The sequence below is a fragment of the Arthrobacter sp. UYEF36 genome (assembly GCF_040547025.1).
Lineage (GTDB): Bacteria > Actinomycetota > Actinomycetes > Actinomycetales > Micrococcaceae > Arthrobacter.
The window spans coordinates 258,555-274,326 of the sequence record NZ_JBEPOX010000002.1 but is presented as its reverse complement, the minus strand read 5'-3'; the positions used below and the strand labels follow the sequence as shown (position 1 = coordinate 274,326).

Genomic DNA, 15,772 nt, shown 5'->3' with positions numbered 1-15,772 from the left:
GTTCAAGTAGGGGCGGGTGCCGCGGGAGCGGCGCCGCCACCACCGTCGTTAGAAGGTAGGCCATGAGCACTACAACCAATGAAAACAGCGCCGACACCACCGCCACGGCGGGCGAAGAACTGGCCACGCACGAGGTCAAGCTGACCGACATCGCGGCCGGCAAGGTTCGCAGCCTGCTCGAGCAGGAAGGCCGCACCGATCTGCGCCTCCGGGTGGCCGTGCAGCCGGGCGGTTGCTCTGGCCTGATCTACCAGCTCTATTTCGACGAAAGACTCCTCGACGGAGACGCTGTCCGCGACTATGACGGCGTTGAAGTTGTGGTCGACAAGATGAGCGTCCCGTACCTCAGCGGCGCCAGCATCGACTTCGAGGACACCATCTCCAAGCAGGGCTTTACCATCGACAACCCCAACGCCGGCGGCTCCTGCGCCTGCGGTGATTCCTTCCACTAAGGCCGGGCAATCCGCCCGGCCTTAGTGCCGCAGGATTCATAACGAGCGGGCCCGTCAAAAAGGTCCCGACGCACGGCGCGGACATGTGGGCGAAAACTCGCGGGGAGCGGTAAGCTCTACACCGAGTAGTAAAACTTTTAGTGTGCCCTGACCGCCATTTTGCGGCCCGGGCGACAGCAACAAGTAGGAAGGGCCGTCTGTGAGTTCGCAGAACCGAACCGGCAGCCGACGCAAACAGATCACTACGATCACTGGCTTGGCACTCGCCGGCGCGTTGGCTTTGACTGGATGTTCACCAGAGGTACAGAAAGGGTGGCTGCCCACTGAGCGTGGCACCACCAACCACACTGACCGCATCATGGACCTCTGGGTCAACTCATGGATTGCCGCCCTGGTCGTGGGCGTCATTACCTGGGGCCTGATGATCTGGTGCATCGTGGCCTACCGGCGCCGCAAAGGCACCGTCGGGTTCCCGCGGCAGAACAGCTTCAACCTGCCCCTTGAGGTCTTCTACCTGACGATCCCGCTGTTCATGGTCCTGGTGTTCTTCTACTTCACCGACCGCGACCAGCAGGCGATCGACAACCGCGCCGAGCCGGCCGACGTCGTCGTTGACGTCCGCGGCAAGCAGTGGGCGTGGGACTTCAACTACAAAAAGGGCGAGGTCATCCAGGAGGATGTCCACGAAGCCGGCGTCCAGGCGCACCTCACCGGCGAGGAAGTGGACAAGGAAAAGCTGCCCACCCTGTACCTGCCGGTCAACAAGTCGGTTGACGTGGAGCTGAACGCCCGCGACGTCATCCACTCCTTCTGGGTTCCCGCCTTCCTGCAGAAGCGCGACATGATCCCCGGAAAGACCAACTACATGAGGTTCACCCCCACCAAGGAGGGAACCTACGACGGCAAGTGTGCCGAACTCTGTGGCGAATACCACTCCGAAATGCTGTTCCGCGTGAAGGTCGTCTCCGACGCCGAATTCCAGGCGCACCTGGAGAAGCTGCGCCAGGACGGCAACACGGGCCTGCTCGGCGAAGAGTACGACCGCAACCCGGCCCCGACCGAAACCAAGTAAGGGGAGCGACGTGGCAACTACCTATTCACAGCCCACCGGGATCCTTGAGGCTCCCGTAGTACCGAAGTCCAAGGGACGCATCGTCGTCAACTGGATCACGACCACCGACCACAAGACCATCGGGTACATGTACCTGATCGCGTCCTTTGTGTTCTTCTGCTTCGGCGGAGTCATGGCGCTGCTGATCCGCGCCGAGCTGTTCGAGCCCGGCATGCAGATCCTGCAGACCAAAGAGCAGTACAACCAGCTGTTCACCATGCACGGCACCGTGATGCTGCTGATGTTCGCGACGCCGTTGTTCGCCGGCTTCGCCAACGTTATGATGCCGCTGCAGATCGGCGCCCCCGACGTCGCCTTCCCGCGGCTGAATGCCCTGGCCTTCTGGTTCTTCCTCTTCGGTTCCACCATCGCCGTGTCCGGCTTCATCACCCCGCAGGGTGCGGCATCGTTTGGCTGGTTCGCCTATGCGCCGCTGTCCAACACGACGTTCAGCCCGGGCGTGGGCGGTGACCTCTGGGTCTTCGGCCTGGCGCTCACCGGCTTCGGTACCATCCTCGGCGCGGTCAACTTCATCACCACGATTATCTGCATGCGGGCCCCGGGCATGACCATGTGGCGGATGCCGATCTTCACCTGGAACATCCTCGTCACGTCGATCCTGGTCCTGATGGCCTTCCCGCCGCTGGCCGCAGCTCTCTTCGCCCTTGGCGCGGACCGCCGCTTCGGCGCCCACATCTTCGACCCGGAGAACGGCGGCGCCGTCCTCTGGCAGCACCTGTTCTGGTTCTTCGGCCACCCCGAGGTCTACATCATCGCACTGCCGTTCTTCGGCATCGTCTCGGAGATCTTCCCGGTCTTCAGCCGCAAGCCGATCTTCGGTTACAAGGGCCTGGTCTACGCCACGATCTCCATCGCCGCACTGTCCGTGACCGTGTGGGCGCACCACATGTACGTCACCGGCTCGGTCCTGCTGCCGTTCTTCTCCTTCATGACGATGCTGATCGCCGTTCCAACCGGTGTGAAGTTCTTCAACTGGATCGGCACCATGTGGCGGGGTTCCATCACCTTCGAAACCCCCATGCTGTGGAGCATCGGCTTCCTGGCGACCTTCCTCTTCGGCGGATTGACCGGCATCATCCTCGCGTCCCCGCCGCTGGACTTCCACGTCTCAGACTCCTACTTCGTGGTGGCGCACTTCCACTACGTCGTCTTCGGCACCGTGGTGTTCGCAATGTTCGCCGGCTTCTACTTCTGGTGGCCGAAATGGACCGGCAAGATGCTCAACGAGCGCCTTGGCAAGATCCACTTCTGGATGCTGTTCCTCGGTTTCCACGGCACCTTCCTCATCCAGCACTGGCTGGGCGTCGAGGGCATGCCCCGCCGCTACGCGGACTACATGCCGCAGGACAACTTCACCTGGATGAACCAGTTCTCCACCTACGCCTCCTTCCTGCTGGGCGCCTCGCTGATCCCGTTCTTCTGGAACGTCTACATCACTTGGCGCAGCAACGAGCGCGTCGAAGTGGATGACCCGTGGGGCTTCGGCGCGTCGCTGGAATGGGCGACGTCCTGCCCGCCGCCGCGACACAACTTCACCTCGCTGCCGCGGATCCGGTCGGAGCGTCCCGCCCTGGACCTTCACCACCCCGAACTCTCGCAGTCATACACCATCGAGTCTCCTGCCCCGGCAGCAGCAACGCTCGGTAACGCCGACCAGAAGGATCAAGCCCAGTGAAAATCGAGTCGAGGATTTTCGGATACGGAGTATTCTTCTTCGTCCCGGTCGCTATCGTCTATGGTCTCCTGACCGAGTGGAATGAGCCGGTGGGCTACCTCGCGCTCCTGCTGGTAGCTGGCCTGGCCGGCATGATTGGCGCCTACTTGGCCTTCACCGCCAAGCGCGTCGGGATGCGTCCCGAGGACCGCAGCGATGCGGAGATCCATGAGGGCGCCGGTGAGCAGGGTCACTTCAGCCCCTGGAGCTGGTGGCCGCTGGTCCTCGGCCTCGCCTCGGCCGCAGGATTCCTCGGCCTGGCCGTGGGATTCTGGATCGTCTACATCGCGGCCGGTCTTGCAGTCGTTGGCCTGGTTGGTTGGGTCTACGAATACAGCCGCGGAGACCACGCGCACTAACGTCCACCAGGACACATACTGATCAATAACGACGGCGGGCCCCACCTTTTGGTGGGGCCCGCCGTCGTTGTTGGTGCAGGGGAGCCCGTGAAGGGCGCCTGTGCCGCTTAGCGGGAGCGGGCGGACTCCAACAGTGCGCGGAGGCCGTCCAGGGCGGCCTCGACGTCGTCAGGGCTGTAGCGGGCCGGGATTGCGTCGGGGGCCACGGCCAGTTGCACCTCGCAGCCGTACTGGAAGTCCTCAGTCATGACCTCCAGCAGCGAGCGGGCGTCCACGCCGGGCCTGCCGTGTTTGCTGATGGTTACGGGCAACCCGGTGTCATGCACCGCGCGGACAAAAAGCGCGGCGGGCCGCGCATGGAGTCCGACGGTGGCCTGGACGACAGCGTTCCGAACTGGCAACGGGACTCCCTTGTCTAAAATCGGGGCGGTGGTGCCGGCGGGAGACCGGCGCATTCAAGCCTAGCCGCGGCCGGCTTCCCGGGCGAACCAAGACAAGCCGGTGGTCTAGACCTGCGCCGGGCGTGGCTTAACCTTGAGGTATGACTCATTCCGGAAGGCAGCGCAGTGGCGCCCTCTGACGCTGCACGCATGGTCGGCGAGATCGACCGGAACAACGGTACGCCCATCTACATCCAGCTGAGGGAGATCCTCAGGGCCCATATAGTCAGTGCCTGCCCGCCGGGGTCGGCTTTGCCCTCGGAACGCGACCTCGCCGAGCGTTTCGGGCTGGCCCGGATGACCGTGCGCCAGGCCATCGATGCCCTCGTCGGCGAGGAGGTCATCGAGCGGGTGGTGGGCCTGGGGACTTTTGTCCGCAAACCCAAGCTGGACCTGCAGGTCAAGCTGACCTCCTACAGCGAAGAGATGCAGCGTCGCGGCATGGTTCCGGCGGCCAAGGTCCTCAGCTTCGAGCAGATCGGCGCCAGCGCCTTCCTGGCCCGGGAACTGCAACTGGAGGAGGGGACGCCCCTGGTGCGGTTCCGCCGTCTGCTGCTGGCGGACAACGAGCCTATGAGTGTGGACGAGAACTTCATCCCGGCCCACCGGGTGCCCGGGCTGCTCGACGGCGAACCGCCTACATCCCTCTACAACGTCTTGAGCGAACGTTACGGGCTGGTGATGGAGTGGGGCGAGGACATGATCGAGGCCACGGCCGCTTCGCCGTCCACGGCCCGCCTGCTCAACGTCGAGGTCGGTTCGCCCCTGCTGAAGATCCAGCGCCATGCCTTCGTGGCCCGGGCGATGGTGGACTACTCGGTGTCCTATTACCGGGCCGACCGCTACAAGCTGTGGGTGCCGCTGCAGCGCCCCGGCGTCCGCCCGACCCGGAACTACGCCTCGGGGTACCGCCCCTAAAAGCAACGCCTGCAGTTTTACTGAAGATGCGGAAAACGCAGAAAGGCCCGGTCCTGGTGGACCGGGCCTTTCTGGTGTTCACTGCAGCTGGCTAGCGGCTGAGCGTCTTCTGGGTGTCGGTTGCTTCGATTGCCTCGTGGCTACCGTGGTGGCCATGGGCCGCCTCAAGCTCAGCGGGCGTGGCTGGGGCAACCCGGTCCTCGAAGAACCACTGCGACAGCTTCGCGCGGCGCTTCTCTTTCTTGTCGACGACGCCGTTGGCGTTCGGCTCCGCGGGAAGCGGAGACGGCGACTCGAAGCCGACGAGCTTGTAGCGCTTGTATTCGTCCAGCGGGGCGTGGACCTCGATGAATTCGCCGTGCGGCAGGCGCACGATGCGGCCGGTTTCGCGGCCGTGAAGGGCAATCTCCCGGTCCTTGCGCTGCAGGGCCAGGGCAATGCGCTTCGTGACAATGAAGGCGATGACCGGGCCGATGAAGAACAGTGCCCGCAGCCAGTAGGTCACATCGTTCAGCGACACGTGGAAGTGCGTGGCGATGAGGTCTGAGCCTGCCGCTGCCCACATGACGCAGTACCAGACGAAGCCGGCCATGCCGATGGCAGTGCGGGTCGGGGCGTTGCGCGGACGGTCCAGAACGTGGTGCTCGCGGTCGTCCTTGGTGATCCACCGTTCGATCCACGGGTACATGAACATCACGGTGAAGAGAATTCCGGCCGGCACCAGGGCCGGGAGCAGTACGTTGAAGCTGAAGACCTGGCCGAACCAGACCTGTTCGACGCTCCAGTTACCGATGGTGCCCGGCATGAGGCGGAGTGCACCGTCAACGAACCCGATATACCAGTCCGGCTGGGTTCCGGCCGAGACGGGGGACGGGTCGTAGGGGCCGTAGTTCCAGATCGGGTTGATGGTGAAGAACCCTGCCATGAGGGCGACGACACCGAAGACAATGAAGAAGAAGCCGCCAGCCTTCGCCGCGTACACCGGGCCGAGCGGGTAGCCGACGACATTGCCGTCGTTGCGTCCCGGGCCGGGGTACTGGGTGTGCTTGTGCACGACCACCATAAAGAGGTGCATAACGATCATCAGGAGGATGAGCGCGGGTACCAGCAGGATGTGAAGCATGTACAGGCGGCCGATAACCATCGTGCCGGGGAATTCCCCGCCGAAGAGGAAGAACGAGATGTACGTCCCGATCACCGGAATGGACTTGATCACTCCGTCGATGATGCGCAGGCCGTTGCCGGAGAGCAGATCATCGGGGAGGGAGTAGCCGGTGAAGCCGGCAGCCATCGAGAGGATGAGCAGCACGCTGCCCACCACCCAGTTCATTTCACGGGGCTTGCGGAACGCGCCGGTGAAGAAGACGCGGAGCATGTGCACGGAGACCGAGGCGACAAACAGCAGCGCGGACCAGTGGTGGACCTGGCGCATGAACAGACCGCCGCGGACATCGAAGGAGATATCCAGTGAGGAGCTGTAGGCCACCGACATTTCCACGTTCTTCAGCGGCATGTAGGAGCCCTGGTAACGCGTCTCCGCCATCGAGGGATCGAAGAAAAACGTCAGGAAGGTGCCCGAGAGCAGCAGAATGACGAAGGAGTACAGCGCCACCTCGCCGAACATGAAGGACCAGTGGTCCGGGAAGACCTTGCGGCCGAACTCGCGGAGCATCCCTGATCCGCCGACGCGCTCGTCAACGAAGTTGGTAATGCGGCCGCCCTTGGTCTTGGCGACGAAGGCGGGGGCATTAGGCGTTGATACTGCGCTCATGCTCATCACGCTCCCAATAGCTAGGTCCTACAGGTTCTTTGAAGTCGCTGGTAGCGACCAGGTAGCCCTCGGAATCAACCGCGATTGGCAGTTGGGGGAGGGGCCGGCTGGCCGGGCCAAAGATAACCTTGCATTCCTGGGTCAGGTCGAAGGTTGACTGGTGGCACGGGCAGAGCAGGTGGTGGGTCTGCTGCTCGTACAGGGCAACAGGGCAACCCACGTGGGTGCAGATCTTGGAGTAGGCGACTATCCCGTTATAGGCCCAGTCCTCGCGTCCCGGGGAAGGATTGAGCGATTCCGGGTTAAGGCGCATCAGCAGAACAACGGCCTTGGCCTTTTCTTCCAGCTTGTGTTCGTGCAGTTCGTTCAAGCCTTCCGGAATGACATGGAAAGCTGAACCGATGGTCACATCGGCTGCCCTGATGGGGGTGCCGTCAGGATCGCGGGCAAGCCGCTTGAGCTTGCCCTCCTGGGGTGCCCACATCGTGTGCTTCAGGGCGTCGTCAGGACGCGGACCCAGATCACCGAAGATGGCAAGGGCCGGCAGGGGAGCCAGCGCCACGGCGCCCAAGAGGGTGTTGCGGATCAGCGGACGGCGCTTGATGCCGGTTTCCTCGGCGATGTCGTCGACGATCCGGACAGCGGCCTGGCGGTCTTCCTCGGTGCGGATGGCATGGCGCTCTTCCGAGACTTCATGGTCCGGCATGAGGGCTTTGGCCCAGTGCACGATGCCGGTGCCGATGCCAAGCATGGCAAAGGCGGTGCCGAGGCCCAGCAGCATGTTCTGCAGCCGGACCGTCGCGATCCCGGTACCGTCCCCCAGATCGATGGCAAAGTACGCCACCAGGAATATCAGGGTGCCAACGACCGAGGTCCCGAACAGAAGGGCTACCTGCCGTTCTGCTCGTTTGGCGGCCTTCGGGTCCGTGTCGGCCAGGCGCAAACGATGCGGAGGAAGTCCAGGATCCTGGAACTTCTCCACCTCATTCTGACCAGCCGTAGCTACGGTGCCCGAGTGGTTCGGACTGCCGTCACTATGGTTGCCCATAATTCGCCTCATCCCTCTCTCGTCTCGGCGAATGCCGAGTTAGCTTTCAATTCAAACTGCTGACGGGTCAGCAGAAAACTCTTACAGGTGCAGCAGGTGGGCTTAGGACGTCCGGGACGTAAGCCAGATGGTGAACGCGATGATGACACCCAGACCGGCGATCCAGACGAACAGGCCTTCAGACACCGGACCCAAAGCACCCAGATCCGCGCCGCCGGGAGAGCCGTTGGCTTCGATCTGCTTCAGGAACGTGATGATGTCGCGCTTGCCCTCCGGGCTGACGTTGGCGTCGCTGAAGACCGGCATGTTCTGCGGGCCGGTGACCATCGCTTCGTAGATGTGCTTTTCGGAGACACCGCTCAGGGCCGGAGCGAACTTGCCCCGGGTCAGGGCGCCGCCGGCAGCCGCAGCGTTGTGGCACATGGCACAGTTCACGCGGAACAGTTCCCCGCCCTTGGCGGCGTCGCCCTGGCCATCGAGGACACTTGCCTCCGGGATGGACGGGCCGGGGCCGAGCGAAGCAACGTAAGCGGACAGCTGGTGCGTCTGCTCCTCGTTGAACTGGGCGGGCTTCTTGTAGGCCTGCGGGCCGTTCATCTGCATGGGCATACGGCCGGTGCCAACCTGGAAGTCAACGGCGGCAGCGCCGACACCAACCAGGGAGGGGCCGGCTTGGGACCCGCTGGCGCCCATGCCATGGCAGGTGGCGCAGTTGGCGGCAAAGAGCTTGCCGCCTTCCTCTGCGTCATTTGCGCTGAAGCTGGTAGTGGCTTTGGCCTGGTTGACGGTGGTGGCTACGGCGTACAGCCCACCAGTGACCAGGAGGCCCATCAGCAGCAGTGCAATTGCTGCGAGTGGGTGACGTCGCTTCTGCGAGAGTGCCTTCACGTGGTGGTTCCTTTTTTCGATCCTGCGTTGGCTCCGGGAGCCACTTCTTGAGATTCTACCTCTTGTAGAACAAGAGTCAGGTTTTTTTCTACTTGAGCACGTAGATGACCAGGAAGAGGCCGATCCAGACGACGTCGACGAAGTGCCAGTAGTACGAGGTGACAATCGCGGAGGTTGCTTCAAAGTGGCCGAACTTCTTCGCTGCGAAGGAGCGGCCCATGATGAGGAGGAAGGCAACCAGGCCGCCGATAACGTGCAGGCCGTGGAAGCCCGTGGTGATGTAGAACGCCGATCCGTAGGCGTTGGAGGAGAGTGAGACATGCTCGGAAACGAGCATGGCGTACTCAGTCGCCTGGCCGGCCACGAAGACGGCACCCATGACGAACGTCACGGTGAACCATTCGTTCATTCCCCAGCGGGTAAAGCTGAGGGGACCGCCGCTTCGACGCGGCTGAAGCCGCTCAGCGGCGAAGACGCCCATCTGGCAAGTAAAGGAACTTGCCACAAGGACGATCGTGTTGATGAGCGCAAAGGGGAAGTTGAGCTTGGCTGTCTCGTCGGCCCACATCTGTCCGGAAGTCGAACGGAGTGTGAAGTACATGGCGAAGAGACCGGCGAAGAACATCAACTCACTGGACAGCCAGACTACGGTTCCAACAGAAACCATGTTCGGGCGATTCAGCGTCGGGTGCGCCGGGGTACTGGGGGCATGGGTCGCAGATGTCACATAGACATTATGTCTATAAAACTCCCTCCTGCCCAACGCAAACCGCGTTTTGGGGGGACTTTTTCTACAAAGACGCGAATTCGCGCGGAAAAGTTCCCGGGCCGGTTCACATTGGTCTTTGCAGTGTGCACCTCGATAGCATCAGAACGTGACTTCTCAGGGATCTGCACAGGCGGCAGTCAACACGTGGCCGCGGCTCATTAACGCACTCATTGGCGGGACGGATCTCACCACCGGCAACACGGAGTGGGCGATGAACTCGATCATGTCGGGGGAGGCCACGCCGGCCCAGGTTGCCGGCTTCCTCGTGGCACTCCGGTCCAAGGGCGAGACCGTGGACGAACTGGTCGGCCTGGTCGAGGCGATGATTGCTAACGCAAGCCCCATTGAGATAGCAGGGCAGAAGCTGGACATCGTCGGAACCGGTGGAGACCAGCAGAACACGGTGAATATTTCCACGATGGCAGCGCTGATAGCGGCCGGCGCCGGGGCCAAGGTGGTCAAGCATGGCAACCGTGCAGCGTCCTCGACCTCCGGGTCCGCGGACGTCCTCGAAGCCCTGGGGGTCCGGCTGGACCTGCCGATCCCGCGGGTTGCCCTCAACGCGGAAGAGGCGGGCATCACGTTCTGCTTCGCCCAGGTATTCCACCCTTCGATGCGCCATGCCGCCGTCGCCCGCCGGGAACTCGGCGTACCGACGGCCTTTAACTTCCTGGGCCCCATGATCAACCCGGCCCACGTGCAGGCCTCGGCGGTCGGGGTGGCCAATGAGCGCATGGCTCCGCTGGTGGCCGGGGTACTTGCCAAGCGTGGCAGCCGCGGACTGGTGTTCCGGGGGAGTGACGGCCTCGACGAGCTCACCACCACCGGGCCGTCCCGGGTGTGGGAAATCCGGAGCGGGGCCGTAAGTGAGGAAATGTTCGATCCGCGGGATCTGGGCGTCCGCCAGGCAACCCTTGAGGAACTGCGCGGCGGGGACGCTGCGGCCAATGCCGCCGTCGTGCGGTCCGTGCTTGCCGGCGGCCCCGGTTCGGCGCGCGATGCAGCCCTGCTGAACGCTGCTGCCGGACTCGTGGCTTTTGATCTGGATGCTGCCGGACCGTTCAGTGAGCGGATGGCCGCCGCGTTGAAGCGCGCAGAAGAGTCCATCGAGTCGGGTGCGGCGGCAGCGGTGCTGGACCGGTGGGTCGCGCTCTCGCGCAGCTGAACGGTCCCGGGTACGCCGGCCGCCGGGCCAACTCAGCTGCCGGGACCGGGTCCCGCGGAAGCTTACTGTTCGAAGCCGAGCGCGAAGGCCGCGTCGAGGTCGTGCTGGGAATAGGCCCGGAACGCGATCTGGGTGGTGGTGTGGACCACGCCGGCCACCTTGGAAAGCTTGTCCGCGATGACATCCGCCAGATCGTCATGCTTCGGAACCCGGGCGATCGCGATGAGGTCCCACTCGCCGGTCACGGAGTAGACCTCGCTGATGCCCTGGATGGCGGAGATTTCTTCCGCGGTCTCCGGGATGCGGGAAGCGTCTGTCTTAATCAGGACGAAAGCAGTGACCACGTGTGAGCCTTTCCGGATCTGTTGCGTCGTTGCCGGCCGGGTATTGGCGCCCGGACGGTACTCCTCCGGGCCTCGGCCATGTCCTTGCAAGCCTAGTCCATCACGCCCCGCGGCGCCGTGTGTTGAGCCGCCGGACCCCAGCGGCCAGCAGCCGGTATCCGAGCAGCAGAAGGCCCAGGCTGAGCAGCGCCACGATAACGAACGGCAGGACTACTGTCTGCCCGGTGACGGCGCGCAGGAGCATGCCAATAGTGACCGTGCCGAGCCAGACGCCGACTCCGGCCGGCCAGAGGGCGAGGGGCGAGCGCCAAATGCGCAGTGCCAGCCAGGAGAGCGCCGCACCGACGAGGAAGGGCCAGGCCGTGGAAAATACGCCGATCACGATGTCCCCGCGCTGATGTGCGTCCCGGCCGATGGCTGCGAAGACGAGAATCAATGCGGCATCGGCGCAGGCGGCCAGCACTGCCGTCCGCCGTGCCGTTGTTCCTGACGCGGAGTCGGTGGCGGTAGGGCGGGGGAGCGGAGGCGTTGCGGAAGGCATGCTCCAAGCGTAGCCGTGCAGGCTGGATCGAAAGCCAGTGCGGCTGGCTCAAGGACCGGTACGGGGTCTCGTGGCAGGTGGTCCCCTCCGTGCTGGGCGAGCTGATTGGGGGCCCGGACCCGGAGGGGTCCCAACGCGCCATGCAGGCCATCCTTTGGTACGCACAAGCTTGATGACGTGGCGCTGCAGAGGGCCTACGGCGGCAGCTAGGCAGGAAGCGCCGAGCCGGACTTCCGCGGCGCTGCGGCGGCGGTGGCCATTGCATCTTGCCGTCGGTTCCTCCCAGGGTGTCCAATCCATATAGGCAGCCGCAGGCTGCACGGAGGCCGGCGCTTCGGCCGCCCGACGGATGCAAGCCAGGAGGTCCCCATGGCCGCGAAAGACGCCAAGGTTCCGGCGAAGGCCGCCAGCCGGGGCACGTCCGAACTCCGGCGGGCCGACGCCTCTGATATCCGGCCGCCCGACCAGCCGGAGTTGATCCGGAATGTGGCGCTGGTTGGCCATTCGGGCGCCGGGAAGACGATGCTGGCCGAGGCGCTGCTGGCCGCGACGGGTGTGATATCGCGGAAGGGATCCATCACCGAAGGCACCACCGTAAGTGACTCGGAGCCTGCCGCGGTCCACCAGCAACGATCCGTCGCCCTCTCCGTGGTGCCCGTGATGGTCGGCAACATCAAGGTAAACCTCCTCGATACGCCGGGCTACCCGGACTTCGTCGGCGAACTGCGCGCAGGGCTGCGTGCGGCGGACTCAGCGCTTTTCGTCGTCTCGGCTGTTGACGACATTGATGTTGCCACTACAGCGCTGTGGGGAGAATGCCAGCGCGTTGGGGTACCGCGGGCGGTGGTGATCAGCCGGCTGGACCATCCCAGGGCGGACTTCGACGCGGCGCTCGAGAGATGCCGGCATGCTTTTGGTGACACGGTGCTGCCGCTCTACCTGCCGGTCCGTACCGGGGCGGAAGTCACCGCGTTGCTGGGACTGCTCACGGACACTGTGTCGGGACAGTCGGCGGATGATGCGCTGCCCGTGTCCCGGACGGCCGACGACGTCGAACGCGCCGCCTCTGCGGCGGCACGGGGCGCGCTCATCGAAGGGATCATCGCCGAAAGCGAGGATGAGTCGTTGATGGACCGGTACCTCGGCGGCGAGGAGATCCCGCCTGACATCCTCATCAGCGACCTGGAGACGGCAGTCACGAGGGGTTCCTTCCACCCGGTGATCGCAACGTCCGCGGAGACCGGCGTCGGCCTGGCGGAACTGCTGGAATTCGTGGCACGGGCCTTCCCGTCGCCGACCGAACGTGAACGTCCTGCGGTGTCCCACCTTGAAGGCACCCCGGCCGTGCCGCTGGACTGCAACCCTGCGGGGCCGCTGCTTGGCGAAGTCGTGCGCACCATGATCGACCCGTTCCTGGGCCGCGTCTGCCTGGTCCGCCTCTTTTCCGGCACACTGCGCGAGGACACGGCCGTCCATGTGGCCGGGCACGGCCTGGCGGAACGGGGCCACGCCGACCACGACAGTGACGAGCGTGTCTCCCACGTGTATTCCCCGCTGGGATCCAGCCTGCGGCCGGTGCCGTTCAGCGTGGCGGGAGACATTTGCGCGCTCACGAAACTGGGGCCGGCTGAGACCGGTGACACGGTATCGGCCAAGGAACTGCCTTTGCTGATCGAGCCGTGGGAGATGCCGGACGCCCTGCTGCCGGTTGCCGTTGAGGCGGCCTCCCATGGCGATGAGGATGCCCTGGCCCGGAGCCTGGGAAAGGTCGCGGCCGGGGACCCGGCGCTCCGGGTGGAACGGAACGCAGAGACGCACCAGCTGATCCTCTGGTGCATGGGCGAGGCGCACGCGGATGTCGTCCTGGGCCGGCTGCGCGAGCAGGGCGTCAACCTGCACACGGTCGATGTGGTCACTCCGCTGCGGGAGACGTTTGCCGGCCCCTCGGCGGGCCACGGCCGGCACGTCAAGCAGTCGGGCGGCCACGGCCAGTACGCCGTTTGCGACATCGAGGTGGAGCCATTGGACCGCGGAGCCGGCTTCGAATTCGTCGACAACACCGTGGGCGGGGTGATCCCGGGACCCTTCATCGCCTCGGTGGAGAAGGGCGTGCGGGCGCAGATGCAGAAGGGCGTTTCGGCCGGCTTTCCGGTGGTTGATATCCGGGTGACGCTGCTCGGCGGCAAGGCCCACAGTGTGGATTCGTCGGACGCCGCCTTCCAGGCCGCGGGGGCATTGGCCTTGCGGGAGGCCGCGGCCGCAGGACGCATCCAGCTCCTGGAACCCGTCTCGGCCGTCATCATCAGCGTCTCGGATGAGCATGTGGGCGCGGTGATGAGTGACCTGTCATCGCGCCGTGCCCGTTTGACCGGAACGACGTCGAGCGGGGGAGGCCTGACTGAAATCACCGCCGAAGTGCCGGACCAGGAGTTGTTGCGGTACACGATCGAGCTGCGTGCCCTGACGTCGGGGAGCGGCCGTTTCAGCCGGAGCTACCTGCGCCACGAACCGGTGCCCGTCGCCGCCGCCCGCGCCGCCACGAAGGACTGAGGGCCTGCGGACGGGACGCGACGGCGGCTCCGCCGTGTGGCCTATTTGAGCACCTCGCAGAGCGGGACGTACTTCAGGTTTGACGTGGAGTCGCCGGTGTTGGTGGCATCGTGGACCACCAGCAGTCCGTCCTCTAACTGCGGTCCGGCATTCAGGCTTGTGACGTCCAACCCGTCCGTGCCCGTCACGGCATCGATAGTCCCGTTGGCGGCGATGGAGAAGCTTTTGACGCCAGTATGCGTCGGGAAGGAACTCGGAGCCCTCACGGAGAGTCGGCTGTAGTGGGAAGTCTGCTGAGCATTAGGGGCCGGTGTCAAGCCTTCGCGGAGAGAAGCGTGACTGACCGTGAACATCGCGCGGCACGGCCGTAGAAAGCGGCGTCATTTGAGTACCTCGCTGAGCGGGACGTACTTCAGATTCGACGTCGTGCCGCCCTGGTTGGATTCGTCGTGCACCACCAGCAGCCCCTGCTCGAACCTTGGTCCGACGTTTTCAGCGGTCACGGCCAGGCCGTCGGTGCCAGTCACCGCGTCCACTGACCCATTGCCGGCGACCTCGAAAGTCTTGAGGAACGTGTTGTCTCCAGCCCTGTCGTAGATGGCGATGGTGGAGTTGCCCTGGCTGGATACGAAGAGGTAGCCCGTGCCGTCCGCGCCAGAGGCGATGCCCATCCCCTCGATGTCCGCCTCGAGCCGGCCCGCCCCCACTTCGTCCACGGAACTTCGACCGGTACCAGCGTCCGGTTCCGCGCCGTACTTCCAGATGCCACTGTCCTCCTGCCCGACGTACAGGTGGCCGAGCTCATCATCAGCGACGCAGCTCTCGGTGATGCTGCTGACCGGCAGTGTCCTGACGAGGGTGGCGTCAACCATACCTGCGCCGTCATCGACCAGCTCGAATTGCTGGACCGACCCTGGCCCGTTGGGTGTCACAAAGGCGTAGAACTTTCCGCTGGCCTGGCTGCGGTACATGCAGAAACCGTAGTTGGGTGCCTCAGTCTCGATGATTCGGGCTGCGACCGGTGACAGGGTCCTGGCTGCGGTGTCGAGGGACCATAATGCGAGCGTGTTGTCCGACCGGTTGTTGCCGCCGACCAGGACCATCGACGACCCCGACGACGGGAACCCGGTCCGCAGGTCGACATTGCCGATCATTCCGTCCGGGCGGAAGTGGAGCAACTTGCCGCTCATATCGAAGACCCCGATACCCCCGCCGGACTGCGACTTGTTGTCAGCTATCACCACGCTGTTGGCGGGGTCGGCAGGATCGGCCCAAATCGCGGAGTCATCCGAAATGTCTCCCGAACCCGAAAATTCCTCGGTCTCGAGTGCCGGCAACGCACTCGGATCCGCCAGTCCGGAAGTGGGTGAGCCCCTGGGAGCGGGAGTTGGCGCGGGACTGGTCGCTGACTGGGACGCCGGCGGGGCCTGGCCGGGTCCGCAACCGATCAGGGCCGAAGTGCACAGCGCAACCAGCGCGGGCAACATGGCTGCAGTTCGGGCGTGGCCGGCCATTGCTCGCTCCCTGGTCCCTGTTGTTCCTGGCCAAACGTTGACGTCTTGGGAGTATGTGGACACCGTGCCGCGACTGTCAAGCATCCGGGGGAAGGGGTCGGACGGCGACGTGCCGGTCGTCAGCCGGGTTGTGGCCAAGAGCCCGGCCCGACCGTTAAGCGGCCGGA

The 15,772-nt window shown here is 64.5% G+C and carries 17 protein-coding genes; 8 read left to right on the top strand and 9 right to left on the bottom strand.

Features of this window, described 5'->3' with window-relative positions; genetic code table 11:
• The first annotated feature begins 62 nt into the window (after positions 1 to 62).
• The 4 genes from ABIB29_RS05320 to ABIB29_RS05305 all read left to right on the top strand — a co-directional run bounded on the left by ABIB29_RS05320 (position 63) and on the right by ABIB29_RS05305 (position 3,657).
• Complete coding sequence (locus ABIB29_RS05320; RefSeq protein WP_354170717.1) at positions 63 to 452, top strand: HesB/IscA family protein; 390 nt, start codon at positions 63 to 65, stop codon at positions 450 to 452.
• A gap of 199 nt (positions 453 to 651) precedes the next feature.
• Complete coding sequence (gene ctaC, locus ABIB29_RS05315; protein ID WP_354170715.1) at positions 652 to 1,524, top strand: aa3-type cytochrome oxidase subunit II; 873 nt, start codon at positions 652 to 654, stop codon at positions 1,522 to 1,524.
• Between the two features lie 10 nt (positions 1,525 to 1,534).
• Positions 1,535 to 3,259: an aa3-type cytochrome oxidase subunit I gene (gene ctaD, locus ABIB29_RS05310; protein WP_354170713.1), complete on the top strand. Its 1,725-nt coding sequence runs from the start codon at positions 1,535 to 1,537 to the stop codon at positions 3,257 to 3,259.
• Complete coding sequence (locus ABIB29_RS05305) at positions 3,256 to 3,657, top strand: cytochrome c oxidase subunit 4 (protein WP_354170711.1); 402 nt, start codon at positions 3,256 to 3,258, stop codon at positions 3,655 to 3,657. The genes ctaD and ABIB29_RS05305 overlap by 4 nt, the downstream gene beginning before the upstream one ends.
• A gap of 107 nt (positions 3,658 to 3,764) precedes the next feature.
• On the opposite strand, the gene ABIB29_RS05300 is transcribed toward ABIB29_RS05305, so the two are convergent.
• Positions 3,765 to 4,058: an HPr family phosphocarrier protein gene (locus ABIB29_RS05300; RefSeq protein ID WP_354170709.1), complete on the bottom strand. Its 294-nt coding sequence runs from the start codon at positions 4,056 to 4,058 to the stop codon at positions 3,765 to 3,767.
• A 189-nt stretch (positions 4,059 to 4,247) separates the two neighbouring features.
• On the opposite strand from ABIB29_RS05300, the gene ABIB29_RS05295 reads away from it, so the two are divergent.
• Positions 4,248 to 5,015, top strand: coding sequence for a GntR family transcriptional regulator (locus ABIB29_RS05295; RefSeq protein ID WP_354171093.1), 768 nt, complete (start codon positions 4,248 to 4,250; stop codon positions 5,013 to 5,015).
• Positions 5,016 to 5,106: 91 nt separating this feature from the next.
• Here ABIB29_RS05295 and qcrB read toward each other — a convergent pair whose 3' ends face one another.
• The 4 genes from qcrB to ctaE form a co-directional block, all read right to left on the bottom strand.
• Entirely contained in the window at positions 5,107 to 6,786 is a 1,680-nt protein-coding gene (qcrB, locus tag ABIB29_RS05290) for a cytochrome bc1 complex cytochrome b subunit (protein ID WP_354170707.1), read from the bottom strand.
• On the bottom strand, positions 6,764 to 7,834 hold the full coding sequence (gene qcrA / locus ABIB29_RS05285; RefSeq protein WP_354170705.1) for a cytochrome bc1 complex Rieske iron-sulfur subunit: 1,071 nt from the start codon (positions 7,832 to 7,834) through the stop codon (positions 6,764 to 6,766). Before qcrA ends, qcrB begins: the two co-directional genes overlap by 23 nt.
• Positions 7,835 to 7,936: 102 nt before the next feature.
• Positions 7,937 to 8,722: a cytochrome bc1 complex diheme cytochrome c subunit gene (gene qcrC, locus ABIB29_RS05280; protein ID WP_354170703.1), complete on the bottom strand. Its 786-nt coding sequence runs from the start codon at positions 8,720 to 8,722 to the stop codon at positions 7,937 to 7,939.
• A gap of 88 nt (positions 8,723 to 8,810) precedes the next feature.
• A complete protein-coding gene (gene ctaE, locus ABIB29_RS05275; protein ID WP_502915552.1) occupies positions 8,811 to 9,485 on the bottom strand; it encodes an aa3-type cytochrome oxidase subunit III in 675 nt (224 codons plus the stop codon).
• Between the two features lie 112 nt (positions 9,486 to 9,597).
• Here ctaE and trpD point away from each other — a divergent pair, with 112 nt between their 5' ends.
• A complete protein-coding gene (trpD, locus tag ABIB29_RS05270; RefSeq protein ID WP_354170699.1) occupies positions 9,598 to 10,656 on the top strand; it encodes an anthranilate phosphoribosyltransferase in 1,059 nt (352 codons plus the stop codon).
• Positions 10,657 to 10,718: 62 nt separating this feature from the next.
• On the opposite strand, the gene ABIB29_RS05265 is transcribed toward trpD, so the two are convergent.
• Positions 10,719 to 11,000, bottom strand: a complete 282-nt coding sequence (locus tag ABIB29_RS05265) for an Lrp/AsnC family transcriptional regulator (protein WP_282379365.1) — start codon at positions 10,998 to 11,000, stop codon at positions 10,719 to 10,721.
• Between the two features lie 100 nt (positions 11,001 to 11,100).
• Positions 11,101 to 11,541, bottom strand: coding sequence for a DUF3054 domain-containing protein (locus ABIB29_RS05260; protein ID WP_354170697.1), 441 nt, complete (start codon positions 11,539 to 11,541; stop codon positions 11,101 to 11,103).
• Between ABIB29_RS05260 and ABIB29_RS05255 the strand changes: the two genes are divergently transcribed.
• Entirely contained in the window at positions 11,529 to 11,714 is a 186-nt protein-coding gene (locus ABIB29_RS05255; RefSeq protein ID WP_354170695.1) for a VOC family protein, read from the top strand. The two genes, ABIB29_RS05260 and ABIB29_RS05255, sit on opposite strands and share 13 nt — an antisense overlap.
• A 196-nt stretch (positions 11,715 to 11,910) precedes the next feature.
• The gene (locus ABIB29_RS05250) at positions 11,911 to 14,091 is read left to right on the top strand and encodes an elongation factor G-like protein EF-G2 (RefSeq protein ID WP_354170693.1); all 2,181 of its coding nucleotides are present in this window, start codon (positions 11,911 to 11,913) and stop codon (positions 14,089 to 14,091) included.
• Between the two features lie 41 nt (positions 14,092 to 14,132).
• On the opposite strand, the gene ABIB29_RS05245 is transcribed toward ABIB29_RS05250, so the two are convergent.
• Positions 14,133 to 14,357 carry a phytase gene (locus ABIB29_RS05245; RefSeq protein WP_354170692.1) on the bottom strand — a complete coding sequence of 75 codons (225 nt, stop codon included), beginning with the start codon at positions 14,355 to 14,357 and terminating at the stop codon, positions 14,133 to 14,135.
• 114 nt (positions 14,358 to 14,471) lie between these two features.
• Positions 14,472 to 15,578, bottom strand: coding sequence for a phytase (locus tag ABIB29_RS05240; RefSeq protein ID WP_354171091.1), 1,107 nt, complete (start codon positions 15,576 to 15,578; stop codon positions 14,472 to 14,474).
• Between the last annotated feature and the right edge of the window lie 194 nt (positions 15,579 to 15,772).

What these genes read in the sequence shown, in the direction of transcription:
- ABIB29_RS05320 (WP_354170717.1), top strand. Translation starts at nt 63, where the DNA reads ATGAGCACTACAACCAATGAAAACAGCGCCGACACCACCGCCACGGCG.
- ABIB29_RS05295 (WP_354171093.1), top strand. Translation starts at nt 4,248, where the DNA reads ATGGTCGGCGAGATCGACCGGAACAACGGTACGCCCATCTACATCCAG.
- ABIB29_RS05240 (WP_354171091.1), bottom strand. Translation starts at nt 15,578, where the DNA reads ATGTTGCCCGCGCTGGTTGCGCTGTGCACTTCGGCCCTGATCGGTTGC.
- qcrA (WP_354170705.1), bottom strand. Translation starts at nt 7,834, where the DNA reads ATGGGCAACCATAGTGACGGCAGTCCGAACCACTCGGGCACCGTAGCT.
- qcrB (WP_354170707.1), bottom strand. Translation starts at nt 6,786, where the DNA reads ATGAGCGCAGTATCAACGCCTAATGCCCCCGCCTTCGTCGCCAAGACC.
- ABIB29_RS05250 (WP_354170693.1), top strand. Translation starts at nt 11,911, where the DNA reads ATGGCCGCGAAAGACGCCAAGGTTCCGGCGAAGGCCGCCAGCCGGGGC.
- ABIB29_RS05260 (WP_354170697.1), bottom strand. Translation starts at nt 11,541, where the DNA reads ATGCCTTCCGCAACGCCTCCGCTCCCCCGCCCTACCGCCACCGACTCC.